Genomic DNA, 25772 nt, shown 5'->3' with positions numbered 1-25772 from the left:
CCCCCAGGTCAGCCCCACCCTCCACCGGAAACCCGTTCCTGATCTCCCCTCCGAAGCTGGTAGGGTTCTACCCGTCGCCGCGCACACCGCGCCGCCGACACCGCCCCCGTAGCTCAGGGGATAGAGCAACGGCCTCCGGAGCCGTGTGCGCAGGTTCGAATCCTGCCGGGGGCACTCACAGCATGGGAACGGATACGCGGCTTTTGCCGCTTTTGTCCATCCCGAGTGCCATGATCGGGTGCCAACACTTCGGTGGGGCGCCCGATTTTTTATTCCATGGCTGCAGCTCACGGGTGACGGACATCAGTCCATCAATCAGCCAACCCGGGATCGTCACCCGCAAGATCAGTCTTCTCGGGCGCGGCTGTAGCGGACCTCCAGCCCGATGGCGTTGTAGAGCCGCCGTAGGATCTCCTCCAGCTTGACGGCGAGACGACAGACCACAAGCGCCCCCACAACTCGGCACACGGCGTTGTAGTGCGCGGCAGCTACGCCGCCAACCGCCGGATCCCAGTCGAGGTGACTGCCGACGGAGTGGAGGCGATACCGACCACCTCGACCTGAACACCCCATGCTTCGAGCGCCCTGGCCGTCTGTACCAGGGTGACCTGCGAGAACGGGAACAAGGTATCGGCAGTGAGGTCGGTGCCGTCCTTCAGTAGGATCGCGAAGACGACCTTCGAGGGCCGGAAGCCTTCCGGCAGGCCGCGCCCCTTCCGGGCGGCCGCCACCTTCTCGGCGAACCGTTCCCTCGCCTCAGGGGAGTTCCGCAGAGTCTGCACGGCAACGAGCGCCTGGCTGAAGAGATGGCTCAGGGCGTCGGAGCCCTTGGCGCGCTTCACCATGACCAGGACATTCTCCGGGCTCAGCAGATCGCAGATCTCCACACCGTTTCCACGGTGCAGCACGGTCTGCACGTTGTCGCGGTCGAAACAGACGTACCCGGGCCTCTGGTCCGGCACGGACTCGTTGTAGCTGCGCTCGTTCTCTCCAAGGACCCACGGAGGCAGGTCGACCGACAAGGAGTCGGTGATCAGCCGCTCGGTGTGCGAGCGGATCGTCTTCAGATACTCCTGGTCGATCTCGTACCAGTGCTCATCCATCAGGAAGAACCGGCGAGAGTCGAGGAACACTTCCGCCTCGATCCACCGGAGCGCGCTGGACGTCCAGATCTCGTCGGCCCGGTCGGCGCGGCTGTGGCAGTAGAGGGTGACGCTCCCTTCCCGGAGTGCGGCCAGACGCCCGCCGGCGCGCTGGATACGGGCCCGGCAGAGGACGTAGTCGAGGTGGAAGTCGTCGGTCGACCGGCCGGCCGCGTCACTGTTGATCTTGGCCCTGAAGGCCCGGGCGACCGTGTAGTCGTCCCAATGGTCGGCGGGGACTGCGACGCGGATCCTCCCGTCAGGCTCCTGGCCCAGAAGGTCGTCGAGAGCAACCTCCAGGCGGGTAAGAAGGCCGGGATCGTCGACCGGCGCGACGTGCTCGACGAACTCCAGCTCCGGGCTAGGCTTCTCCTCACGCAACACACGGGCGATCGCACGGATGTCGGCAATCAGGTCGGTGCCCTCGACACCGAGCCGCATGCGAAGACCGGCACCACCCTCGGCACTGGAGATCTTCCCCGGGTTGTCCCGGGAGATGGTCAGCGGGATGTCGTCCAGGTGTCCGCCGAGACGGCGCACGATCTGTGCGTGCTCGACGATGCCCAGGCTCCATACAGAGGCCCCGCCCGGGATCAGGGTGATGTCGGTGCGCCCTCCACCGGGGGTGTGCGACACCAGGTCCCGGATCCTCCCAGGGTCCACCCGGCGAGAGGCGAAGCTCAGCCCGAAGCGGTGGTCCTTCAGCCGGTCGGGCACCAGGCGGAAGCCCTGGTCGTAGCCGATGGCGTACACCTCGGTGTCGACGGCAAGCATCAGCAGCCCAGCCGAGCGGTTGACCGGCCGGGACACCTCGATACCCGTCGTACGGAAGATCTCGTCACACCAGCTCGCGACGGGCTGCTCGAAGCTGCCAGTGACCAGAACCGCGGGTACGCCGAGGTTCTCAGGGACTTCGAAATTCGCGCGGACCCTCTCCAACTGGTTCGCATCCAAGGCATCGAACATCGCGTCGACGGTGGGAGTAACGCCCCTGAGCCGGTACAGGGTTCGCTTGGACGTACGGGTTGCCATGGTGCCGCTCCTTGTGCTGGGCGGCGATAACCGCCCTCGTGGTGATTCACGTGCTTCTCCTGTTGGCGGCGGCCCCCGCACCGCAGCGGATCAGGCCACGCCTCCCCTGTGTCCGACCCGACAGCTGCCGTCGGCCGGGCCGTGATCGGTGGGCCGTAGCGCAACGATTGGGTCGTGACAGCCGAGGCAAACAGACGGCCACGCCTCGGACTGACCGGGTGCACCGCCCTATTCGACCGTAGCACAGGAATATTGGAACTCATTGGAACTTCTTGGCTTTGATTGGCGGCCGCGCTAAGCTGCCCCCATGGCGGTATCACTGGAGGAGCTCGAGCGGCGCCTGTCCCACCTGCGCACCGAGCTGCGCGAGGCTGTGCGCGCACGAGACAAGGCCGAAACCACGCGCATCCGTCGCGCGCTGCGTGAGGCCGAGGCCGCGTGGGAACACGCCCTCGAGTCCGAGTCCGAGTCCGAGTCCGAGTCCGAGACCGGACCGGACGACGAGGCACTCCTGACCGAGCCCCCCGCTCCACGGGCGTCGGCAACCGCAGACGCACCACGCCGCAAGGAGCGCCCGACGCACGGCTCCATCCCGATCCGCGAACAGGTTCACCAAGCGCTCACCCTGCTGGGCGCCCCTGCCTCCCCGAAGCTCATCTCGTCCACGTACGAGGCGTTCTTCACCGAGTCGCTGGTCGCCACGAAACTCGCGTCCCTCCGCCGCGACGAGGAGCGCTCCTTCACGGCACAGGGCTATGCCCGCCCGTACTACATCTGCGCGGCGCTGACCCACGACCGCCTCGTCCCCGCACGCGGGCTCCTGGCCCTGTCCACCTGGCCCGTGGAACGGCGGATCATCGGCCCGCTCAGCCCGCGCGCCGACTTCCTCACCCACACGGTGGGAACCGCCGAGCAGATCCAGCGGCTCACCACCGCGGGGCATCCGGCCCCCGACGCGGCCTGGCGGCTGCTGCGCCGATTCGCCCTCACGATCCCGGGCGCCTACGACGCCGCGGCCCCGGAACCCGACCCCGCCCGCGTGATCACCGCCGCCTACGCCGAAGCGACCGTCCACCAGCAGGAGGACGGCCAGCAGCGGCAAGCGGCCGCGCAGCGCGCCCGTACCCAACTCGCGGACGTACAGCAACTGTTCGGTGCGGCACCGATGCGTGACGCCCTGCGCGACGCGAGTGGGACCCTGTCCTGACGACCCCTTCCCGACGGCGCTGACGTCAGACGCCTCGCACGCCGGTGAGCTCCCGACGACGTTCCCGAAGTAGAGACGATGCCCTCGCAGCAGTCCGAACCTCCCGACGCCCGACTCGCGCGGCTGCGCGGACCGCAGCCCCCTCAGCCGTACACCGCCCGCAAGATCACCGCCCTGACCGCCAATCCCGCCTGCGCCCGCCGCGCCGTCCTCGACGCCGCCGGAGTGGACAAGGCGTTACTCGCCCAACATGTCGGATACGAGCCGCGCTTCGGCCAGTCACCCTTCGCCCTCGCCCGCGAAAAGGCGTTCCACGGCCTCGTCAAGTGGGGCGGCTACGCCGAGCTCATCCGGCTGCTGCGCGAGCAGCTCTCCGTCCCTGTGGCAGAGGCCCATGTCACCGACCTCAACGAGGTGGGAGGCAACACGGCCCTGCAGGTGCGCGAGCGGGAGACCCGCCGCCTCATCGCGCACGTGGCCTCCGGTCAGGACGTACGACTCATCCTCGACCGCCCCGTGCTCACCCTCGAAGTCGCCGGTCAGACCGCGTACTTGGAGCCGGACGCGCTCACCCACCGCATCGAGGGAAAGTTCCACGTCGTCCTGATCCGCTCGTTCGCGGCGATCGACGGCCAGGCCAATCCGACCGCCGTCGCCGAGGCGGCCAAGCAGGCTGCGGTGTACGTCCTCGCCCTGCGTCGCGCCTTCGACGCCGCCAGCCTGCCCACCGAGCAGATCTCCCACAGGTTCCTGCTCGTCTGTCCCAAGGACTTCTCCAACCGCCCCTACGGCAGCCTGATCGACCTCCGGCAGGAACTCGACGCCCTCCAGTTCCAGCTCTCGCGGCTGCGGCGCGCCGAGGACCTCACGGCCGGGCTCCCCGAGACAGCGACCCTGGACACGACCCGAAGCACGGACGAACTCTCCTCCTCCATAGAGGCGTTGGACGCGTCGTACACACCTTCCTGCCTGTCCTTCTGCGAGATGGCGCGCTATTGCCGCGACGAGGCCGACGGATGCGCCTCGCCGGCCCGCCTGGGCAACGGCGTGCGCAACGACCTGCCGGGCATCGACTCGACCCGCACCGCGCTCGACTACCTGGACGGCGTCGCCGCCCCGGGAGAGGCCGAGGCGGAAGCCGCCGACCTGCTGCGCGCCGCCGCCCGGCTGCGCCGACTTCGCCGGGGGGCCGCATGAGTGTCCTGTCCACCGTCGCGGCGCTCACGGCGTCCCGCACCGGCCGAGCCGAGCCGCTGACGACCGTCCGCCACCAGCACCTGGACGATAAGCCGTTCGTCCTGGTGCCGCTCACCCTCGCCGGCGAGGCGTGCGCGCCCCTGGCCGCGCTCGCGGGTACGGACCCCGAGCACCCGACCCTCCTCACCGTCCGTCAGCCGCGCAACCGCGCCGAACGCTTCCGGTTCGCCGAGCGCCTCGCCGCGCTGCTGCTCGCGTACATCGACGGGTGCCGGACGGACACGGAGCCCTACACCGTCGGCCGCGGCAAGGAGAAGGAGGAACGCCTACGCTTCCAGCGGGCCCCACAGCTCCTCGTGCCGAACGGCGAGGGCATCGCGTACGTGCGCCTGCTCGGCCGACTGACCAGACTGCGTGCCACCGAGGGGCCGTACGCGGTCGACCCGTCCGTGCCCGCCCTCGGCAAGTGGCTGACCTGGTACGCGGAGCTGGCCGAGTTCCCGGACTCCGGTGTGCTGCTTGCGATGACCCGGCTGCTCGCCGCGCACTGGGCCACGGGCCAGAGCCCTTCCGAGGACTCCCACCTCGCCTCGCTGCTCGCCTGGATCGACCCACCGGAGGGCAGCGACGGCGCGCGGGCGGCGCGGGAGGCGGAGGACCCCGCCGTGTGGCCGCCGGCCGGTCCGTCCACGGACCCGGTCTTCGACCGGACCCTCCACGAACTGATGACGCGCTACGACGAGGCGTCCGACGACTGCGGACGCGAGGCGGTCGGCCGCCAGATCGACCGTGAGCTGAGCGGCCAGATGCTTCCCACCTGGCGGCTGACGTGGCGCGGCGTGGAGTTGCTCCGCGATCTACCGGAGGGCGCCCACGTCCCCGACCGCTGGTCCCGTGACCGGCGCTGGTTCTCCGAGTACGCCGAGTACCTGGACGCCGACGGCCGCCCGCAGGCCCGTCGCGACCAGGCGGTCAGAGCCGCCCGCCGCCTGGCCCGGCTGGAGGACGCGGTCGCCCGCTACGAGGCGGAGCGCGCGTACGACGACCCGCTGGTGATGGCGGAGTACGAGCTGACCGGCGAGGCGTTCACGGGCACGGTGACGGCCAGAGACGAGGACCGCTTCGCACCCGGCGACCGCCCCGGCTCCCAGGTGTGGCGTCCGACGATCACGCTCCGCACCGGCGCCCGCATCGGCCTCGCGGTCGGCACGGAGGTGAAGTCCCCCGCCCGGCCTGGCCAAGGAGCCCGGATCCTCGAAGTACGGCAGGAGAACGACGGCGGCCACACCGTGGTGCTCCAACTCAAGGGCGGCTTCGCGAACAAGCGCAAGCCTCCGGCCCCGCCCGGCACCCTCGCGGAGACCGGCGACGAACTGACGTACACCACGCTCAACCCCACCGCCATGCCGTCCGCCCTGCCCGACGAGGAGAACACCCCCTGGACCCACGGCGGTCCGCCCCAGCCGTACGAGCCCACCGACGAGGACGCAGAGGAGACCTGGGAGTGACCACCCTCCTCCCCGACACCGGGCAGCCCGAAGCCCTCACCCTCACCCCCGGCGAACGCGCGGACCAGGCGGTCGCGGGAATCCTGACCAGCCTCGACACCGCGCCCGGCCGGGGCGTCGTCGTGGACTCGCCTCCCGGAGCCGGCAAGTCGACGCTGGTGGTGAAGGCCGCCGGGCACCTGACGTCCGCGGGCCACCAGCTCATGATCGTCGCGCAGACCAACGAGCAGGTCGACGACCTCGTGGACCGCATCGCGCGGGAGCACCCCGGCCTGGCGCTCGGCCGCCTCCACGCCGGCAGCCACACGCTCCCGCCCCGCGTCACCCGGCACCCCAACGTCACCGGGAGCCGCCAGGTGACGGACCTGCGCGACCTGCCCGTCGTCGTGTCTACCGCGAAGAAGTGGTCGTTCATCACCCCGGACAAATGCGCGCCGTGGCAGTGGGCCATCGTCGACGAGGCGTACCAGATGCGCTCGGACGGGCTCCTGGCGACGGCCCCGCTGTTCGCCCAGGACGACTCGCAGGTCCTCTTCGTCGGCGACCCCGGCCAGCTCGACCCCTTCGCCACCGTGGAGACCGACCGCTGGCACGGCCTGACCTGGGACCCTCTGCGCAACGCGGTCGACGTCACCCTCGCCCACAACCCCGACCTCGTACGCCACCAGCTCCCCGTCTCCTGGCGCCTGCCGGAGACGGCAGCACCCCTGGTCGAGCAGGCCTTCTACCCCTTCTACGAGTTCATCCCCGGCACGACGGCACCGGAGCGCGTCCTCTCGTACGCCATCCTGTCCCACGGCTCCACCCCACTGGACGACGTCCTCGCCCGGGCCGCCAACTCCGGCTGGGGCCACCTGGAACTCCCCGCCCGCCACACCCTCGACCAGGACCCGGAGGTGGCGGACGCCCTCGCGGCGACGGCGGCCCGGCTGCTGGAACGCGGCGCACTGGTCAACGGCGAGCCCTTGACCGCGGACCGCATCGCGATCGGCACGGCACGCACCGTCCAGGCGGAGGCGGTCCGCTCCCGCCTCACCGCCCGCGGCCTGACCGGTATCACCGGCATCACGGTGGATACCGCCAACCGCCTCCAGGGCCGCGAGTTCGACGTCACCCTGGTCTGGCACCCGCTGTCCGGCCGCCAGGACGCCTCCGACTTCCACCTGGAGACGGGCCGCCTGTGCGTCCTGCTCTCCCGCCACCGCTTCGCCTGCATCGTGGTGGCCCGCGCTGGCATCCGCGACCTGCTGGACCGGCATCCTCGGAGCAGTCCTGTGTACCTGGATGTGCCGCCTAAGTTTCCGGATGGGTGGCGGGCTCATCAGGTGGTTATGGGGTGGCTGGAGCGGGGGGAGCACCGGGTGCGGGCGACGTAATCCTGGGACGAATGGGGTCTCAATGTCAGTGGCAGGATGTACGGTCCACGCAGATGTGGCGTGAGGGGGATATCTAGAGCATGGCAGCAGTGATCGGAGCCCGATCATCACCTCCCCACACGCGGAGCCGGCCTGGCACGAGGAACTGGACGAGCGGGGGCAGCCGACGGGGGAACGGCTTGCAGAGTCGCCGCCCGAGCGAGACCTCATGTCGATCACCGGTCATCCGGTGTGACCTACGCCAGTAAATCCACGTCCACACCCCGGAGGTTCCGTTTTCATGGTCCCCAGCGACGCGGGCCGCACGATCGACCGGTTGCGCAAGCATCTGACCGGCGCCACGCGCCTGGACTCACTGTCGGAGTCATTCTCCGTGTTCGTCTACGAGGCGCTCCAGGACGAGTTGGCCGATGTCGACCTGCGCCTGCTCCTGCATGGCCACAGCCTCAACGACTTCGCCCTGAACGGCCTCGAGGAGGAAAACCTCCATCGCGCCCGGCTGGACCAGCACCGCATCGCCCGCGCGTTCCTGACCTGGGCCGAAGAACATCTTCAGGCAAGGGCGCTCAAGCGGCGTACGCGCGGTACCTGGACGAGTGTCGACGGGCCGTTCCCTTATGTCGTCGACGGCGCGGGCCTTGAGGCCGAGAGCCTCGGTCTGGTGGCGTCCCAGGACCTGTACTTCCCTTTGGAGACCACAGAAGCGGATAAGGTGGCGCAGGCCGTGGTCCGCTTGGAGCGGATGTGGCACGACGACGGCACCAGCCGCACCGTCCAGGAGGAGTTCCTCAACGCCGCCCGGGCCCTCTTCACGGACAGGGCCCCCGAGTCCGTCTACCTGCGCATCCTGACGTCCCTGTTCAAGGACTTCGTCGAGGAGGCAGGTGAGGAAACCGCTGAGCGCGGCAGAACGGGCTTCTATGACTCCGTCGTATGGAAGAAGCTGTACAAGTTCCAGCGTGACGGCGTGCTTGGCGCGATCGAGAAGCTCGAGCGCCATAACGGCTGCATCATCGCCGACAGCGTGGGCCTCGGGAAGACCTTCGAAGCACTCGCCGTCATCAAGTACTACGAGCTGCGCAACGACCGTGTCCTCGTCCTGGCGCCCAAGCGGCTGCGAGAGAACTGGACCATCTACCGCGGCAACGACAGGCGGAATCCGCTGGCAGCGGACCGCTTCCACTACGACGTCCTCAACCACACCGACCTCAGCCGGCCCGGCGGGCTGTCGGGGGACATCGACTTGGCGAACGTCAACTGGGGTAACTACGACCTCGTCGTGATCGACGAGTCCCACAACTTCCGTAACAACCCTCAGGTCAAGGGACGGACAACCCGGTACGAGCGCCTCATGGACGAGGTCTTCAGGTCCGGCGTGAGGACCAAGGTCCTCATGCTCAGTGCAACGCCCGTGAACACGCGCCTGGCCGATCTGAAGAACCAGGTTCTGTTCGCCACGGAGGGAAACGACCGGGCACTGGCATCCGACGGGATCAGGAGTATCGAGACCACACTGAACAAGGCGCAGAGGCACTTCAAAGAGTGGCAGCGCCTCCCTGCGGCCACCCGGAGTACGAAATCCCTGGTCGGCACGCTCGGCATGGATTACATCCGGCTGCTGGACCTCGTCACGATCGCTCGCTCCCGCAAGCACATCGAGAAGTACTACGGCACCAAGGACGTCGGGAAGTTCCCCACCCGCCTGGCTCCGGTCAACCTGACGCCGCCCATCGACACGGCCGACAGGATGATCCCGCTGGAGGAGATCAACCGATCGATCCTGCGCCTGAACCTGGCAGCCTACAAACCCACTTCGTACGTCAGCGCGAGGCACGAGAGCAAGTACGCGGCCCTGTACGACCAGAAGGTACGCACGGGCGGCCAGCGCGTGTGGCGGCAGACCGACCGTGAGAACAACGTGGTCCATCTGCTGCGAGTGGGTCTGCTCAAGCGCTTGGAATCGTCGGTGAACTCCCTGGGCAAGACGCTCGGCAAGATCCTCGCCACCTTGGAGGGCGCGATCGCCAGCATCGACGCCTACGAGGCGGCCGGGGCCGAGGGAACGTCCATCGACAGTTTCGCCGACCTGGAGAAGATCGACCTGGACGACCCTCAGTTCGAGGACACCGTCGGCGGCAGCGTCAAGGTCTTCCTCGCCGACATCGACCGGGTGCGGTGGCGGCAGGAACTCGAACAGGACCGGAACACCGTGGCAGCTCTGCTCGCCGAGGTGACAGCGGTCGACGCCGACCGCGACGCCAAACTGGCCGAGCTCAAGCGGTTCCTGCGAGACAAGGTCGAGAACCCCACCAACGACGGCAACCGCAAGGCGCTGGTGTTCACCGCGTTCAGCGACACCGCTGAATACCTCTACGGGCATGTGGCCCGCTGGGCGCGCGACGAACTGGGCGTGCACGTGGCTCTGGCCACGGGACAGAGCACCCGGACTACCCTCCCGATGAAGCGCGTCCACATGGTCGACGTCCTCACCGCGTTCTCACCGCGGTCCAAGGACGGAGACCTGGACGACACCCAGATCGACATCGTGATCGCCACCGACACCATCTCCGAGGGCCAGAACCTCCAGGATTGCGACACAGTGATCAACTACGACATCCACTGGAACCCGGTGCGCATCGTCCAGCGTTTCGGTCGCGTCGACCGCCTGGGCACCACCAACACCAGTGTCCAACTCGTCAACTTCTGGCCCAACATGGACCTGGACGCCTACATCAACCTCGAGGCGCGCGTGTCCAGCCGCATGACCCTGCTGGACGTCTCCGCGACCGGTGAGGAGAACGTCCTGGACGTCACGTCCGGTGACATGAACGACCTCGACTACCGGCGCAAGCAACTGCAGCAGATGCAGCAGGCCGCTCCCACCATGGAGGACCTCGCCGGTGGTCTGAGCATCACCGACCTGACGCTCTCCGACTTCCGGATGGACGCCGCTGCCCGTGCGCGGAAAGAGCTTCAGGAGATCGCCGGGTGGCCCCTGGCCCTCTTCGGCGTCGCCCGCTTCGACAAGATCCTCGCCGACGACGGGCTCGCTCCTGGAGCGGTCTTCCTCCTGCGCGTACGGGACGACGCGTTCGCCTTCTCCGAGGGATACCCGCTGGCGCCGTACGTGCTGGCCTACGTGACCGACGACGGCAACCTCACCCATGAGATCGAGGAACCCAAACTGGCCCTCGACGTCCTGCGCCACCACTGCCTGGGCAACACTGACCCCGACGCCGCCGTTCTCGCGGAGTTCGACCGGGCGACCAGGTCGGGCAGGTCCATGAAGCACTACCGCGACCTTCTGGACGTGGCGGTCCGAGCCGCTTCCGGTAAAGCCGAGGAGAGCATGGTGGCCTCCCTGTTCTCGGCGGGCCCCTCACAACTAGGGACGGAGGCCGCCGCGCCCGGTCTGGAAGCCGTGGACTTGATCGCATGGGTGGCGGTGCTGCCGTGAGTGACATGCCCCACGAATACGCCGGTGCCGACCTGCTGGCTCTGCCCGAGAAGGCGCGGCAGCGGCACCGTGTCGCGAAGAAGATGCTCGCCGCCCAGTTCGAGGATCAGGCCCCTGCCGACGCCCGGCTACTCACCAAGGCGGTGACCTCGGCGCAACTGGTCGGCATTCTGCGCCCGGAGACCATACAGGTGCCCCGGTACCAGGACGGCGAGCGTACTGTCGTCGACGTCCCCGTCCTGGAGGCTTTCCTGGCCGACAAGACCTCGGCATCCGACAGGACCCGCGTGGCCGAACTCGTCCACCGCAGCATGGCCAAGCCGGTGGTACTGCTCCAGCACATGCCTGACGGCATCACGGCCCTCTCGCTGGCGCTCAGCCATGTGAGCCGCACAGACCCCACCAGGTCGACCTCCGTGATAGACGCGCACGTCATGGTGCCGACCGGAGACATCGAACTGGGCGCCCTACACCTCGACCGGCTTGACCGCACGGACATGTGGGCGCTGTACCGCGACCTCGTGCGCACCGCCGCCGCTGACGGCCGCCCTGCCGGCACTTCCCTCCGGGCAGCCGACGCGATCGAGCTGCGCCGACGGCTGACCGACCTGGAGAGCGAACTGATCACGGTCGTGCGGGACGCGAAACGCGCGAAGAACCAGCAGCAGCGCATCGATCTGAACACAACGGCGCGGACGCTACGTGCACAGATCGGACAAGTTAGAGGCACCCTATACAGTGCCGACGGCGACCACGACACCGCCTGAGCAGCCCATAAATCACCACCTATCCACACGAGAAGGACACCACCCGTGAGCCTGGACTTCGAACCGGTCGACGATCTGACCGGCCCCGGCGAGACCAAGTCGAACCTCGATGTACTGGCCCGCCTCTTCCCCGACGCCGTCATCGACGGCACCGTCGACGTCGAGGCCCTCCGGGACTTGCTGGGCGAGAGCGCCACCGCCACGGGTGCCGAGGCGTTCGGCCTTCGCTGGCCCGGCATGGCCGAGGCCCGGCGCCTGTCCACCCTCCCCGCGACAGGCACACTCTTGCCGCAGACCGAACAGTCCGTGGACTGGAACAACACCCGCAACATCGTGATCGAGGGCGACAACCTTGAGGTGCTGCGGCTACTGCGGCGCGGGTATACCAACAAGGTCGACGTGATCTATATCGACCCGCCCTACAACACGGGCAACGACTTCATCTACGACGACAAGCGCATCACCTCGCAGGTCGAGCACGAGACGGTAGCGGGGCACCGGGATGAAGAGGGGGTGCTCCAAACCGGCGCCGGATCTGATCGGGCACAGGACCGTAGGGCCGGTGCGTCCAGGCATTCGGCCTGGTTGTCGATGATGTATCCACGGCTGCTTGTGGCACACCATTTGCTCAAGGAGACGGGGGTCATCATCGTTGCGATTGATGACACCGAGCATGCGCGTCTCAAGCTTTTGATGGATCGGGTGTTCGGAGCCGAGAACTTCGCGGCGAACGTTGCATGGCAGGGGTCGGGACGAAATGACGCCAGGTTCACTTCCGCAGGAATCGACTACATGCTGATTTACGCAAAGTCGAGGATGAAATTGGTTCAGGAGGATGTCCGCTGGACCGAGAAAAAGGCGGGAGGATCGGAGGTCGCCGAGGCGGCACGGAAGGCTTGGGAAGAGAGCGGCCATAACCCGGCGGCAGCAACCGAGGCCTTGAAGAACTGGTGGAGGAACGCCCCGTCAGATATCGCTAAGGGCCTTGGCGGTTCCCGCGGATACAAAGAGATCGACGAGAACGGGCGCGTTTTCGCAAGAGGCGATCTGCGATCCCCAAACCCTCGAGAAAACCTCATGTACGACCTCCCTCATCCTGTGACAGGGCTTCCGGTGCGAATGCACCCGAACGGCTGGGTTTACTCACAAGAAACCATGGCCCGAAAAATTGCGGAAGGTCGAATCCTTTTCGGTCAAGATGAGACCGTGAGCCCTCGATACAAACGCTTCCTTGATGAGCTCGAGGACCAGCCAATCCGACCCGTTTTCGAGCAAGATCGCGCAGCTGCGGGGCTGTACCTTCGCCGCCTCCTCGAGAGCGACGTATTCGAGTACCCGAAGGATCACACCGTACTCGCCAAGTGGATCAATGCCGTGACGGAATCAAATTCCGACGCAGTAGTTCTCGACTTCTTCGCTGGCTCCGGTTCCACCGGCCACGCCGTAATGGACATCAACGCTACCGACGGCGGCAACCGTCGCTACATCCTGGTCCAGCTCGACGAGCCCGTCGACAAGGACGGTTACAACACGATCGCCGACATCACCCGCGAGCGCCTCCGCCGTGCGGGCCGACAGATCCCATCCAAGCAGAGCCCCGACGCCGCACCCATCGACACCGGCTTCCGGTCGTACCGCCTGGCCTCCAGCAATGTAAAGCCCTGGGACGGGACGCCCGACCAGCTGGACCTGCTTGAAGCCGTGGACAACCTCGTGGCCGGGCGTACCGCGGACGATCTGCTGGTCGAGATGATGCTGCGCATGGGGGTTGAGCTGACCACGCCGCTGGAGACACGCGAGGTCGCCAGCGGTCTGTTGTACAACCTGGCAGGCACGCTGTTCGCGTACTTCGATACCGACATCACGATCGACCGGGCGAACGAGGTTGCCAAGGCTCTGGCGGCCTGGCGCGACGAGGACCCGGGCGACGCAGACACCACGGTCGTCGTCCGTGACACCGCCTTCGTCGACTCCGCCACCAAGCTCAATTTCGCCGCCGCGCTCAAGCAGGCTGGCTTCACGACGCTGCGGAGCATCTGAATGAAGTTCTCCTTCGACGCGGACCTCGACTACCAACGTCAGGCCATCGACGCGGTCACAGGCCTGTTCAAGGGCCAGGAGGCCATGACCTCCCAGTTCACCGTGCACGCGCATCCGTCCGCGCACGCCGGCTTCGAGGGGCTGTCCGACCTGGGCTACGGCAACATGCTGCACCTGGACCGGGAGACGATCCTTACCAACCTGCGCGAGGTGCAGATCCGTACCGGTCTCGCCCCGGAGCCGGCACTCGACTCGATGAACTTCACCATCGAGATGGAGACCGGCACCGGCAAGACGTATGTCTACCTCCGCACCATCTACGAGCTCAACCAGTTCTACGGATTCACCAAGTTCATGGTGGTCGTCCCGTCAGTGGCCATCAAGGAGGGCGTCGAGACGTCCATCCGCATGCTGCGTGAACACTTCGCGACCCTGTACGGCAACCCGCCGATGAACTTCTTTCAGTTCGACGGCGGCAACCCGTCCCGGGTCCGCTCCTTCGCCACCTCTCCGAGCGTCGAAATCATGATCGTCACCGTCGCGGCGATCAACAAGAAGACCAACAAGATCTACCAACCTGCCGAGGACCTCGACTTCGAGGTGCCCGCAGATCTGATCCGGGCCACGAACCCGATCATCATCGTCGACGAGCCGCAGAGCGTGTACGGGGACACCGGCAACGGCAGGAAGAAGGGGGCGGGGCGCAGCGCGTTGGAGGACTTCAACACGCTGGCCACGCTGCGCTACTCGGCAACCCACCCGAAGGACGACAAAGCCAACCTCGTCTACCGCCTCGATGCCATCGCCGCCTACGAGAACGAACTGGTCAAGCAGATCGAGGTCGACTCGCTGGTCACGTCTTCCAGTGGGACGACCCCGTACGTCAAGTTCCTCGGGGCAAAGCGTGGCAAGCCTGGAGCGATCACAGCCCGCATCGAGGCGGACGTTGAGGAGGGAAACGAGCTCAAGCGTAAAGCCGTCACCGTCGATACCGGGTCGCGCAGCAACCTCGCAGATGTGACCGGGCGTGACCTGTACAAGAACCTCACGGTAGTCGCCATCAACGTGGCCGAGGGGCAGCAGAGCATCTCCTTCGACACCGTCGCGCATCAGCTCGGTGTGGGCGACAGCATCGGCGCCGAGGTCAGCCTCGGTGAGCGGGCCCGCCAGATGATCGCTCAGACCATCCGGCAGCATCTGCGCAAGGAGCAGGAGTTCGCGATCCACAGACGCGACATAAAGGTACTCAGCCTGATCTTCGTCGACTCCGTGGCCAAGTACCGTGAGTACGGCCCCAACGGGGAGGCCCTTCCCGGCGAGTACGCGCGGACCTTCGAGGAGGAGTACACGCGCATCGCCTCCGAGCCGGAATTCAACACCTTGCTCGGCGACTCCCCCGCGGACAAAGTCGCGAAGGAAGCTCACCAAGGCTATTTCTCCGTGGACCGCCGCAAGGGCGGCGCCGAAGTGCTGGTGGACACCAAAGAGACCACAGACAAGGGGCGCCAGCAGGCCGGTCTGGCCTATGAGCAGATCATGCGGGACAAGGTCGGCTTGACCACTCCCGGCACCCCCATCCGGTTCGTCTTCAGCCACTCCGCGCTGCAGGAGGGCTGGGACAACCCCAACGTCTTCCAGATCTGCGTCCTGAGGAACATGGGCACCGAGCGGTGGCGACGCCAGTCCATCGGCCGCGGCCTGCGCCTGTGCGTGGACGGATCCGGCAACCGCGTGCACGGCTTCGATACCAACCGCCTTACCGTGATCGCGAACGAGTCCTACGAGGAGTTCGCCGAGCGCCTCCAGCGCGAGATGGCCGACGACCTGGGGATCCGGTTTGGCGTCGTCACCGTGGACGGCTTCGCGCGGCTGACCTTCAAGACGGAGGACGGGAGCGTCGTCCCCGTGGGCGCGGCCGCCGCGCAACAGCTGTACCAGGCCCTGTTCTTCGAAGGGTACGTCGATGCGAAGGGGAAGGTACAGGACAGCCTGCGCGAGGCCGTGCAGACCGGTGACGCGAAACTCACGAAGATCGTCGACGACGCCGTGGATTCCGAGGCCGCGACCAAGGCAGTACTCGGGCACATCAAGCGCCTGGCCAAGCCGATCGACGTCAAGAAGGCTGGCGAACGCATCACGGTGCCAGTCGTCCAGGAACGGCTGGACAGCCCCGAGTTCCAGGAGCTGTGGAACCGCATCCGGCACCGCACGGAGTACCGCGTCGAGGTCGACGAAACCGATCTGCGCGCCGCGATGGTCAAGGAGCTGCGGACCATGCTCGCCGTGCCCAAGCGCCGCGGCGAGTGGCTCACGCACCGCGTGCGGCGCATAGACCAGAGCGGTCTGACGGCCGAAGCGGCGGCCGCGCGCCGCACGGACGTCACCTATGCGGACAGTGAAGACCTGCCCGACATCCTGTCCGTCCTAGCGGACCGCACCCAGTTGACCCGTGCCACGCTCGCCCATGTCCTCACCGAGTCGGGCACCCTCGCACAGTTCCGGAACAATCCGCAGGCGTACATCGACCAGGTGGGCCGCCTACTCAACATCACCAAGGAGCAATTCCTTGTTGAAGGGGTGCGCTACGAGCTGGTGGACGCCTCCCGCCCAGAAGCGGACCGCCGTTACCCGATAAGCCTGTTCCACGAAGCCGACCTCGCCGGCTACACCGGCCCCGGAGGAAACATCATCTCGGACGCGGACGGCAACGCGGTCTCGTTCGAGGACAAGTCCGTCTACCGCTACCTGATCATCGACTCGACTCCGGAGAAGGAATTCGCGCTCGCACTCCTACAGCGCCCCGAGGTCAAGAGCTTCGTCAAGCTTCCGCCGTCGTTCGAAATTCCGACCCCTCTGGGGAACTACAACCCCGACTGGGCCCTGACCGTGGAACGGACTGACGGCAGCCGCTACGTCGTTTTCGAGACCAAGGACGTCAACGAGCTGGCACTGCTGCGCCCCAAAGAACAAAAAAAGATCGTTTCCGCCCGCAGACACTTCGCCGCGGTGACGCGGGACACCGGCATCGACGATCTCGAGTACGAAGTAGTCAACGGCATCGGTGCGGCGACCGCCGTGATGGAACGGGACGCTTGAGGTCACGGTGTGTTGCGGGATCAGGCAGCGCCACTCCCGCAGCACACCGCTCGGCACTCGTCGCGCCTGCATGACCGCCCCAAACGTCCGCAGGCGGCTGTCGGAGGGATCGGGCTCCCGGTCCGCCTCGCCGCACGGCACGTCTTCGTCGTCCACCTCACCACCGTCGGTCATCTGATGCACCCCCGGTTCTGTATTCGCGCTGTTCGCCGTCCCTCACCCGACGGTGGAGTACGAATCCTTACCCCACCGGTCGGCAAGGGCGGCGATCAAGAGAACCGGAAGACAGCGCTCCACTGGGGTAAAACGGGGCTTTGAAGTTGGTCGGTGAAGTCGTCGCGCAATTGGCATATCCATCCCGCTCCCGGCCCCTGGACACCCTTGTCACGGCCGTTGGAGCTGGGACAGAAGTGCAAATCGTCGCCTTGGGGCGGGAACGTGGCCGCGGAACAGCCGACCTCGTCGGAGTTCGCGGCGGCGCCGGCCGTCGCCCATGCGAGGTCGGTCCCTCAGATAGAGAATTCCCCGCCCTTGACTCCAATCGTGAACGCCTTCCACTCGGAGGAAGTGAAGAAGAGGACTGGCCCGCTGGGATCCTTGCTGTCGCGTATCGCGCGGCCCCCGTCGGCAGTGTGCGCCACCTCTACGCAGTCCGTGTTCGCCCCCTGTGACGCCGAGGACTTCTTGAAGGCGGTGACAACGTCCCGGTTCTTGCTCACTCTTCCTCTTCTTCCTTAGAGATCTTGCTTATTGCCCTTTGGAGAAACGTGAGGCTGTCTCCGGGGTTCAGTGCAGCTGATCGAAGCGCGTCGAAGACATACGCATAGTTGGCCAGTTCGTCTGCATCCTCGATGATGACCGTGTTGTTCAGGCTGTCGATCGCCACTACCTCGGGCGCAGACTCGTTTCCGAACGAGAAAGTAACGAAGTGTCCCGCGATCCTGGCCGCCCCCCAGTCACTCTGTGGCAGCACTTGAATCGTGGTGTTCTTCTGTTGGGCGATCCGGATGATTTGCTCAAGCTGCTCACGGTGCGCTGAACGATCCGGCATGGGGGATGTCAACGCGGGTTCCCAGATGACGGCCGCGAACAACGCCCCCGTTTCCTCAATCGCCCGTCGGCGCTCTTGCCGGATCTTGACGATCTCTTCGATGTGCTCCTCAGGCACCACCAACGGGCCGGCTTCAATGAGTGCGCGGGTGTACGCCGGAGTCTGCAGGATCCCGGGGACGAACACGTTCTGCCACGTGCGGATGAGGGAGGCATCCTCCTCAAGCGTCACGAAGTCGGCGAACTCGCTTGTGATCGTGGTCTGGTAGTCCACCCACCAACCGCGCTTGTTGCTCTGGCGCGCCAAGTGCTCAAGTTGCGCTCGCCGTTCTGCGTCCTCGACCTGATAGAGGTCCAGGAGAATCCGCACGTCCCCGACGCGTGCCGCGGACTGGCCGGATTCCAGACGGCTGATCTTGGACGCTGAGCATCCGACGGCTTCAGCCGCGTCCTTCAGGTCAAGCCGCAGCCCTTCGCGGAACCTGCGCAGCGCGGAGCCGAGCCGTCGGCTACGGACCGTGGGCCGCCCACCTGATGGCATGTTGCCCCCTCTCTGCTGTGTCCAGTCTGCACGGCAACGAACCGTGGCTGCCAGCATGTTGCCACGTTGAGTAACTTGCAAGTTTGCATTAGAAGTCTCCTTGCGAATGAGTCACATGCCACGCTACGTTCCTTGCATTACGCCCCGTTCTCGTCCGAGTACGGGGAGTGACTCCAGTTCTGCGTGTCCATACACCCAGGGGGACATAATGTCCGGACGCACGCGCACCAGGAGGTTCCGGTTGCGCAGAGACTCAGTACCGATCGCTCGACGTCACGTCCGGGCGGTCCTGACTCAGTGGAAGCTCGCCGCACTCGCTGACGATGCCGAGCTGATCATGGGCGAACTGGCGACCAATGCCGTCCAGCACGCGAAAGGCGTTGGTGAGTTCTTCGAGGTCGAGTTACGGCGCCGAAACGGTGTCCTGATCCTCGAAGTGTCCGACTCGTACGAGTGGCAGATGCCCGAGAAGCGTGACGCGGCCCCCGACGATGTCAGCGGGCGCGGACTGGTCATTGTCGACTGCGTGTCCGACAACTGGGGTGTACGCCCTCGGGAGTCCGGCAAGACGGTGTGGGCTCACCTGGCCATCAACGGCAGAAAAGCGGCGGCCCCGGCCCCAGCCAACCCTGACACGGCACAGGGGGAGTCGTGCGGCGTCGCCTGATCCACCGCCCTGCGTCCGTGGGCCGTGCCGGCTGGTGGTGCGAGTTCGTCGCCTACGCGGCGGTGGGCGACGGCGGTGGTGAGGGCGGGGCGAGGATGCGGACCAGTGCGGTCGGAACCCCGGAGCATGCCTTGGTGTGGATGCGGCTTGCCGTGCGGGTCCTGCTGTCTGCGTTCGATCCGGAGGACACCGAGCGGGCGTTGCGCTGGCTCGAGCATGGCCAGTGGGAAGCGGTCATGCGCCTGAGGGCCGGTGAGCCGTACGCATTCAGCGCGTCCTCGGGGGACACGCGTGTCGAGTGGTCCGCCCGCCCCGTGCTGTTCCTGCCCATGGCCTGTGTTGCAGAGGGCCCGCCGGGGCCGTGCGGCAGACCCGCTCGGTGTCTCGTGGCGTCAGGGCTCAGGTCGGCGCCGCTTCCGTGAACGCGCCAAATGCTCAATCAGGTTGAGGGTGTGCCGCAGCCCCAAGTTCATCGGTGTGGCGGACGCAGAGCGCAGTTCGTCACGGGCGCCGAGGCGTGCCCGTTCGCCTGCCGACGTGGTACTCAAGCCTGTGGGTTACGCCTCACCATCGCCGCCGCGCAGCGACGACAGGACCAGGCGTCCGTACCGAGTCGTCAGGGCCGCCGCCGTGGCCGCGATCGACAGGCCGAGTGCGATCAGCAGATGGGCCACCGAGTCATCACCCAGCACTTGCAGGATGCTGAGGGCGGTGCCGAGTGGCAGGCCGAGAATGGTGAGGACGCCCAGGGCTCCGCTGATCTGCTGGCTCTCCTGAGTCTGTACGAGTCTGCTGTCGTCAGCGGCTTCGGCGAGGATCTCGTTGAAGCGGGCGGGAAGTCGGTGTTGGTTCTGGAAGGCGAGCAGCAAGTTGTTCGCTGGGCCGTGGGCGGTGAGGTGCTGTCGCCAGTAGGTGCTGCGGAAGACGGCGATATTCCGCTCCAAGGCGGCGACGCGGCGTGCCAGCCGTGCGGAGTCGAACACCGCGGAGAGTTCGTCCGTGAGCTCGTCGATGTGGTCGCGCTGGAGGGAGCCGAGGAGCAGGGCGTCGAGATAGACGGTACGGGAGTGCTGGGCGCCGAACTCGAAGAAGTCACCAGCACCTGTGTCCGGCCGGTGGCCCACGAAGGCGGTTCCCTGCCGAAGCACCAGGGCGCTCCAGTCCGCCGAGATCCTTATGACGTCCTTGAGCTGCTCGTCTGCTGTCTCGGGTGGGAGGGGGAAATCCTCCGGTGTGGAGCGTGATGCGAGCTGCCACAGCCAGCGGTCGGCACTGTCAGGCAGGGCTCCTTGAGGGCCGTCGCGGAGCACGGGGGTGTGCCGCTCCGAGGGGGTCATGAAGGCGACGGTGTAGGGCCTGGCGATGGCGAACGGTGCGCCCGTGGCACGGACGTCGGCGACCCCGGCGAGGAGCGCGGCCGGATCGAAGGAGCCGGTGAGCAGTTCGTCGGCTGTGCTCGACCGTCGGCCGGCGAGGGCACGGAGTACTGGCAGGAGTGCTCTCTCCACGCTGAAGTGCAGTACTGCCAAAGCGTGTTCGGGGTTGCGAGCGGTGGCCGCCCGCAGCAGTTCCATGCCGACCAAGTGGAGCCCGTCTTGCTTGGCGTCCTGCGGAAGGTGCCAGCGGCAGGGCCGTCCGGGGGCTCCGTACAGGGCACGCGCGGAGGCAGGGGCGAAGTACGTGGACCGGGTCGCGGCGTCGGTGCGGCGGCTGCCCAGCTCGAACGGGAAGGGACCTTCGGGCCAGTTCGGGGCGCGTTGTAGCCGGGCGGGAAGAACGACGGTCAGCTCCTGGCGTGGCCCCGTGACTTCGTCGAGCAGCGGCACTTCGGCGGTCACCGGTAGTACTCGGCCGGGTCGGGCTGGTCGAGACGGATGACGAACTGGGCCCGGTCGGGGCTCTCGGCACTGATGTGGAAGCGGACGCGTTCGCCGGGGCGGATGGTCCGGAATCCCTCGGTCACAATCTGCCGGTAGTCGAAGCCGTAGTACCGCTCGTCCTCGTCGTCCTGGACGACGTAGGAGCTGAGCGCACCACGTGGTCCGCCGCCGGTCGACCGGGTGTCGACGATGGTTCCGTGGCGCGGACCGCCACCGCTCATGCTGTCGTCTCCTCTGTGCCACTGGTGTCGCTGTCGACGTCCTGCACACATCGGAAGCCGACCGCGTTGCTCCCGCCGTGCTTCCGGTAGACGCCCTTGCTGCTGGCCTGTACCGCGCGCATCGGGTTGTCGTAGCTGCCGCCGGATATGACGGCCGTGGCCGGGTCGGACAAGGTAGTGGATGTCCACTCCCAGCAGTTCCCCACCATGTCGAGGATGCCGAACGGCGAGCGATTGAGGGGGCGTTCCCCGACGGGTGTCACCCCTGCCCGGCGTACGGCGTCGCCCGCGAAGTCCCGGTACCACGCCTGGTACGTCACGACAGGCCGGCCGACCCAGGAGTCGGCGCAGTTGACGCGGGTGTTGTCGGCTGTGTCGCCCCACGGGAACAATCGTCCGTCGGTGCCGCGCGCGGCAGCCTCCCACTCAAGTGCGGTCGGGAGACGCTTGCCTTCGAAGGCGGCGAAGGCGTACGCGCTCCACCAGGTGACGCAGACGGCCGGGTGTGCGTCGTAGCGAGGGTTTTCGTAGTAGTCGGGATGTGCCAGCCGGTTGGTCATGGGACGGTGCGTGGTGTGCGCGGGCTGGTCCGGATGGTCCCACCGCGAGGTACCGTCGCCGTCGAGGGCGTTGAGGAAAGCGCGGTAGCGGACGACGGTGACGGCATGGCGGTCGAAGCGCACGGGACGCTGGACGCGACGGATCAACAGTCTTTCGGCGGGACCCACCAGGAACGCCCCGGCGGGCAGCACGCAGTCGTCCGCCTCCGGAGTGCCGGGCATGTCGGCGAGGAAGGCCCGCACTTGCTCGGTGATGAAGGCGCCGCCTGGAATGTCCGCTGCCGCGTTGCGGGCTCCTGGGTCGGCGAGATGCCGGGCGGCCAGCAACTCCTGGTACGCCGTGTGGACGAAGGCGACGTGATCGGGCCCGGCAGGGCGCAGCAGTGGGGCGAGGCCACGGGCGTCGAGATCAGGGCACCTGCCCGTGAAGGCGTCGGCGCCCAGATGCCGGAACAAGTCGAGGAGGGAGAAGACCCTACGGTCCGTGAGGAACGCCTGCCCGAACACCGTCGGCAGCTTCCGCTCCAGATCCGGCTGCCCATGCTCGACCAGTGTCCGCGCGATATGTGCGCCAAGGAGCTCCGCCAGTGACTGCCCCGACGGGAGCCTCAGTTCAGCCGTGAGGCGCTTCTCCAGAGGAGTCGCCTCGGGCTCGGCCAGGCGTAGGACGTGGAAGTGCGGGACACGAGCCGGGTCGAGGCCGTTCGCGTACATCTGCTCGACCAACTGCTCGGAGCGGCCCGCGCCGCTGTCCAGCAACTGACGCACCTGGGGGGAGTCCGCGAGGAAGGACACCCGCGAACTCATGACCACCGCCGATTCAGCGGACAGGACGGCCGCGAGATCGGTGAAGAGCCGCAGGAATCCGGCGGGGCTCGATTCCTCGACCCCCTCGTCGACGGCATCGAGGACGCACAGCGCGGTCCCGGACCTGATCAGGTAGAGGAAGAGGTCGTAGGCACGTGAGCGGTCCGCCGACGTCATGGCCGGCGCCAGGAGACGGGCCGCGTACTCGGAGAACGGTTCGTCCTTCGGTTTGAGGCCGAGGTCGAAGTAGAAGCGGAAGCGGCGGATCTCCGGGTCGGCAGCCAGCGCGCGCAGGAGCGTGCTCTTTCCGCTCCCGGGGCGACCGGTGACCAGCACGTTCGCACTGCCGCGCGTGAGGTGGGCGAGCAGCTGCGCCGCATTTCCGGCCTGCGCCACCTGTGCCTCGCCGGTGCGCGGGTCGGTGGTCAGGGTCGCCGCGGTGACAGCTGCCCATGGCTCCGCCGGACTGGCGGTGGAGGTGAGCGGGGCGAGATGGTTGTCGAGATTGACAATGGTGTCGACGAAACCGTCGTAGCCCACGATCCGGAAGTCCTGGCCCAGCAGTTGATGGAGTGCTCCGGAGGCCGTGCCGCTGCCGCTGTCGTCGTCCAGGACGACGAACCGGGTGAGCTTGGGCAGCCGGGTGCGCAGTAGCTCGCCACCGCTGGAGGCGAGGACGGTACTCAAGTCGTCGGCGTCCCGGGAGAGCATCAACTCCACGTACTCCAGCCGCATGCCCGACTCGCGGCAGAACAGCTGGTACACGGTGTCCGGACTGAGGACGAAGCGCTTCGCCTGCCGGTAGCCCAGCGTGACGTACAGCCCGGCAAGGAACTCGCAGCGGCGCGCCACCTCCGGGGCCATGTCCGGCTCACCGCCGAGTAGGGCCGCGCTTCCGGTGTCGGTGAACCAGACCAGCACGTCGACGAGCCTGCGAACCGCCAGCAGCCCGTCCTCGTCGCTGATGTCGTACCCGTCGTGCGTGGACCGGTTGCGGAGCCGCCGGATGTCCTCGAGCGCATCCAGGACCGTACTGCTGCGGATGTGAGGACGACAGCGCTTGACGAGGTCGTTCAGGGCCTTCGTCGAAGGGTCACCCTCGACGCCGTGGTGGCGCCACAGCTCCTTGAGGAGTTTCTCGGTCAGCTTCCCGATCAGCGCGACCGCGTTCTCCGGATAACCGTCATTGAGGGACCGCAGCGGTCGCTCAAGGTCGAGCCCTAATCGGTCAGCGATCCGCGAGTGGTCGTCGAGTTCGCTCCGCAGGCGCCGCAGCCGTTCATCGACCACTGCGCTCACACACCCTCCCCAGGCCGCTCCCCCAGGACGAACGCGAACCGGTCGGGAAACACCAGGACGGGCTCGGGATGCTTGGCCTGCATCTCTTCGATGCCCTTCTCGATCTCACTGTCGCTGAACGTGGACAGCAACGACATGTACCGGGCGCGCACCATGCCGATGTACTTGTCCCGATCGATGCGTAGTTCGTGCTCGACGTGGTTGAGGTCGGCTTCCAAACCGGCCGTGCTCAAGTGCTGTTGGACGTGGGCGGGGTCCGGCTGCAACTCCGCGAAGCGGTCGAGAGCCGCTTGGAACAGCGGGTACTGGATGGTGGCGGGGAGCATCACCACCAGCAGCCGTCCTCCAGCGGCCAGCCTGTCGGCCAGGCCGTGCAGCGTGCGCGCCTGATCGGTGAGGTGGTGGACCGACTCCTTGAGCCACATCGCGTCGAGTTGTTCGTACGGCAGATCGGCACGGCCTTCGGCGATGTCCTCGGCCGCCGCGACGATCGGTGTCAGCCCAGGGGGAGGCGGTGTGCCGAGCTGGCGGAGCATCGCCTCGGACGGATCGACGCACAGGATCGGATGGCGGGGCTTGAACTGCCTGGCCACTTCCCTGGCGCACAAGCCCGTTCCGGAGCCGATGTCGGCAATCCGGTCCGTGGGGCTGAGCCGCAGCGCCTCCGCGATGCGGCCAGACATCCACGGAATGCAGTCCGGACCGTAGACCCAGTGCTCGTCGTACTCGGCTGCCAGTTCCTCGTAATGCCCCCGCACGTCGCCCGCTCCACGGTCCCCTCGTGCCCCTCGCGTGTTGCTGGTTGTGCGGATGGTGGTGCCGCACAGGACATGTGCAGGCCATCGCGGGTGACTGGACGGCAACAGGGTGTCATTCGGCGGCGGTTGGTCCCGTACGTGTTGAGACGGCGGACATGCAGGTGAACGAGAGCCCTCTGCACCGCTTCCCTCGTCAGTGCTCCCAGCACCCCGCGTCGTCCCGCCAGGCACGCAGCTCCACATGCATGGTGCGGATGTCCTCACCGCGTCCAGCTGGACGGTGCGGAGCGTGGCTCCCGGTTGTCAGACGGCAACCACGTGCACGTCCGTCGGCGCGAGGACCGTCAGGTAGGCGTGGATGTCCCCCGGGTCGGTGGTGAAGATCACCGCGCTGCCGTGCCGGGCCGCTGCCAGTGCCACCCAGGCGTCCACCGCGTCCGGCCGCTTCTTCGCCGGCAGGGCCGCCCGCCCCAGAGCGGTGCCGATGCGCCGCCAGTCCGCGAGGTCCGGGCCCGTCGCACAGGCAAGACACTCCGGACGGCCCGCCTTCGTCTCGCGCACGGGCGGCTCGGACGTACGGGCCTGGGGGACCGTGCAGTCCTTCAGGACGCCGGACAGGGCGTGCACCAGCGCCGGCTGGGGGCGCCACACCTGGGCGAGGACCGGGCCGAGCACCAGCGCCCGGTGCGGGACCGTGCGCAGTCCCTCGTGGAGAGCGACCGCCTTCGCCTTGCGGTCGGCGAGTGCGATGAGCATGCCGGTGTCGTAGACCGGCACCCGTGCGCTCACGCGGCGTGTCCCGGACGGCGGCCTTGCCGGTCCCGGCCGTGGACGAGACCCAGGGCCTCCTCGACCTCGCGGCGTTCCTGCTCCGTCAGTTCCGCGCTCGGTTCCGGGGCGGGTTCGGCGGGCAGTCCGTCCGCTGCTCGCTCCGCCCGGGCGATGAGTGCGTCCACCTCGGCGAACTGTTCTTCTATGGCATCGCTCTCAGCCATCTGGCGCGTTGCGGCATGCACCAGGTACGCCGAGACGTCCATGCCCGCCCGTTCCGCGTGCTGCCTGATGCGTTCGGCCTGGTCCTGCTCCAAGCTGATGGTGATGCGCGCTTTTGCCACGAGGGCATCGTAATACGCGTATGACGGCAGTGCGAGTGTGGTCGAGGTGGGC

At 67.1% G+C, this 25772-nt stretch carries 18 protein-coding genes and 1 tRNA gene; 10 read left to right on the top strand and 9 right to left on the bottom strand.

Annotated elements, in window-relative coordinates; translation table 11 throughout:
- Window positions 1–102 precede the first annotated feature (102 nt).
- A tRNA-Arg gene (locus FPZ41_RS18360) sits at window positions 103–174 on the top strand.
- Between the two features lie 314 nt (window positions 175–488).
- Here the strand turns inward: FPZ41_RS18360 and FPZ41_RS18355 are convergent.
- The gene (locus FPZ41_RS18355) at window positions 489–2174 is read right to left on the bottom strand and encodes a TIGR04141 family sporadically distributed protein (protein WP_152863952.1); all 1686 of its coding nucleotides are present in this window, start codon (window positions 2172–2174) and stop codon (window positions 489–491) included.
- A 307-nt stretch (window positions 2175–2481) separates the two neighbouring features.
- Here FPZ41_RS18355 and FPZ41_RS18350 point away from each other — a divergent pair, with 307 nt between their 5' ends.
- From FPZ41_RS18350 to FPZ41_RS18315, 8 genes are all read left to right on the top strand, one after another.
- On the top strand, window positions 2482–3381 hold the full coding sequence (locus FPZ41_RS18350) for a hypothetical protein (protein ID WP_152863950.1): 900 nt from the start codon (window positions 2482–2484) through the stop codon (window positions 3379–3381).
- Window positions 3382–3459: 78 nt separating this feature from the next.
- A complete protein-coding gene (locus FPZ41_RS18345) occupies window positions 3460–4578 on the top strand; it encodes a hypothetical protein (protein WP_152863948.1) in 1119 nt (372 codons plus the stop codon).
- On the top strand, window positions 4575–6086 hold the full coding sequence (locus tag FPZ41_RS18340; RefSeq protein ID WP_152863946.1) for a hypothetical protein: 1512 nt from the start codon (window positions 4575–4577) through the stop codon (window positions 6084–6086). Before FPZ41_RS18345 ends, FPZ41_RS18340 begins: the two co-directional genes overlap by 4 nt.
- Window positions 6083–7462, top strand: a complete 1380-nt coding sequence (locus tag FPZ41_RS18335) for an AAA family ATPase (RefSeq protein WP_322620399.1) — start codon at window positions 6083–6085, stop codon at window positions 7460–7462. Before FPZ41_RS18340 ends, FPZ41_RS18335 begins: the two co-directional genes overlap by 4 nt.
- 280 nt (window positions 7463–7742) lie before the next feature.
- A complete protein-coding gene (locus FPZ41_RS18330; protein WP_228022804.1) occupies window positions 7743–10919 on the top strand; it encodes a helicase-related protein in 3177 nt (1058 codons plus the stop codon).
- Between the two features lie 5 nt (window positions 10920–10924).
- Complete coding sequence (locus tag FPZ41_RS18325) at window positions 10925–11686, top strand: DUF4391 domain-containing protein (protein ID WP_194236136.1); 762 nt, start codon at window positions 10925–10927, stop codon at window positions 11684–11686.
- A gap of 45 nt (window positions 11687–11731) precedes the next feature.
- Window positions 11732–13726, top strand: a complete 1995-nt coding sequence (locus FPZ41_RS18320; RefSeq protein ID WP_152863942.1) for a site-specific DNA-methyltransferase — start codon at window positions 11732–11734, stop codon at window positions 13724–13726.
- Window positions 13727–16822, top strand: coding sequence for a restriction endonuclease (locus FPZ41_RS18315; protein WP_152863940.1), 3096 nt, complete (start codon window positions 13727–13729; stop codon window positions 16820–16822).
- A gap of 509 nt (window positions 16823–17331) precedes the next feature.
- Here the strand turns inward: FPZ41_RS18315 and FPZ41_RS18310 are convergent.
- Together FPZ41_RS18310 and FPZ41_RS18305 are read right to left on the bottom strand one after the other, a co-directional pair.
- Window positions 17332–17541, bottom strand: coding sequence for a DUF397 domain-containing protein (locus FPZ41_RS18310; protein WP_322620398.1), 210 nt, complete (start codon window positions 17539–17541; stop codon window positions 17332–17334).
- Window positions 17538–18470, bottom strand: coding sequence for a helix-turn-helix domain-containing protein (locus FPZ41_RS18305; RefSeq protein WP_228022803.1), 933 nt, complete (start codon window positions 18468–18470; stop codon window positions 17538–17540). The genes FPZ41_RS18310 and FPZ41_RS18305 overlap by 4 nt, the downstream gene beginning before the upstream one ends.
- A 184-nt stretch (window positions 18471–18654) precedes the next feature.
- Between FPZ41_RS18305 and FPZ41_RS18300 the strand changes: the two genes are divergently transcribed.
- Window positions 18655–19080 (top strand): ATP-binding protein, encoded by a 426-nt coding sequence (locus tag FPZ41_RS18300; protein ID WP_228022802.1) that lies wholly within the window; start codon window positions 18655–18657, stop codon window positions 19078–19080.
- 557 nt (window positions 19081–19637) lie between these two features.
- Here FPZ41_RS18300 and FPZ41_RS18295 read toward each other — a convergent pair.
- The 6 genes from FPZ41_RS18295 to FPZ41_RS18270 form a co-directional block, all read right to left on the bottom strand.
- Window positions 19638–20918 (bottom strand): hypothetical protein, encoded by a 1281-nt coding sequence (locus FPZ41_RS18295; protein ID WP_322620397.1) that lies wholly within the window; start codon window positions 20916–20918, stop codon window positions 19638–19640.
- Window positions 20915–21181, bottom strand: coding sequence for a hypothetical protein (locus FPZ41_RS18290; protein ID WP_152863936.1), 267 nt, complete (start codon window positions 21179–21181; stop codon window positions 20915–20917). Before FPZ41_RS18290 ends, FPZ41_RS18295 begins: the two co-directional genes overlap by 4 nt.
- Complete coding sequence (locus tag FPZ41_RS18285) at window positions 21178–23847, bottom strand: SUMF1/EgtB/PvdO family nonheme iron enzyme (RefSeq protein ID WP_322620396.1); 2670 nt, start codon at window positions 23845–23847, stop codon at window positions 21178–21180. Before FPZ41_RS18285 ends, FPZ41_RS18290 begins: the two co-directional genes overlap by 4 nt.
- Window positions 23844–24605: a class I SAM-dependent methyltransferase gene (locus tag FPZ41_RS18280; protein WP_322620395.1), complete on the bottom strand. Its 762-nt coding sequence runs from the start codon at window positions 24603–24605 to the stop codon at window positions 23844–23846. The genes FPZ41_RS18285 and FPZ41_RS18280 overlap by 4 nt, the downstream gene beginning before the upstream one ends.
- 303 nt (window positions 24606–24908) lie before the next feature.
- The gene (locus tag FPZ41_RS18275) at window positions 24909–25394 is read right to left on the bottom strand and encodes a PIN domain-containing protein (protein ID WP_322620394.1); all 486 of its coding nucleotides are present in this window, start codon (window positions 25392–25394) and stop codon (window positions 24909–24911) included.
- Window positions 25391–25720: a plasmid mobilization protein gene (locus FPZ41_RS18270; RefSeq protein ID WP_322620393.1), complete on the bottom strand. Its 330-nt coding sequence runs from the start codon at window positions 25718–25720 to the stop codon at window positions 25391–25393. The genes FPZ41_RS18275 and FPZ41_RS18270 overlap by 4 nt, the downstream gene beginning before the upstream one ends.
- Between the last annotated feature and the right edge of the window lie 52 nt (window positions 25721–25772).

Origin of the sequence: Streptomyces acidicola (assembly GCF_009377235.1) — a bacterium.
GTDB classification, from domain to species: domain Bacteria; phylum Actinomycetota; class Actinomycetes; order Streptomycetales; family Streptomycetaceae; genus Streptomyces; species Streptomyces acidicola.
The sequence above is the reverse complement of the archived record's forward strand: the minus strand, read 5'-3'. Positions and strand labels throughout refer to the sequence as shown.